Annotated in this window: 1 pseudogene; it reads left to right on the forward strand. The window is 47.7% G+C overall.

Features of this window, described 5'->3' with window-relative positions:
- Positions 1-235, forward strand: a pseudogene (locus ACVHXK_RS19020) (hypothetical protein); the annotation flags it as partial.

The following is a 235-nucleotide window of genomic DNA, read 5'->3' on the forward strand; positions in this document are numbered from 1 at the left end:
GGAATATTATTTCAAATAACAATGTTGTTATGCCAACAGGCGGCTGCACCGTTGATAGTCGTAATGTCACCGTGGATCTCCCGGACTTTCCTGGAAGCGCAGAAATACCCCTTGGCGTATATTGCTCAAGCGAACAAAAGCTCTCATTTTATCTTTCGGGTGCCACCACTGACAGTGCCCGACAAGTGTTTGCTAACACAGCACCAGATGCAACAAAAGCATCGGGAGTGGGTGT

The organism is Clostridium sp. DL1XJH146 (assembly GCF_054819755.1).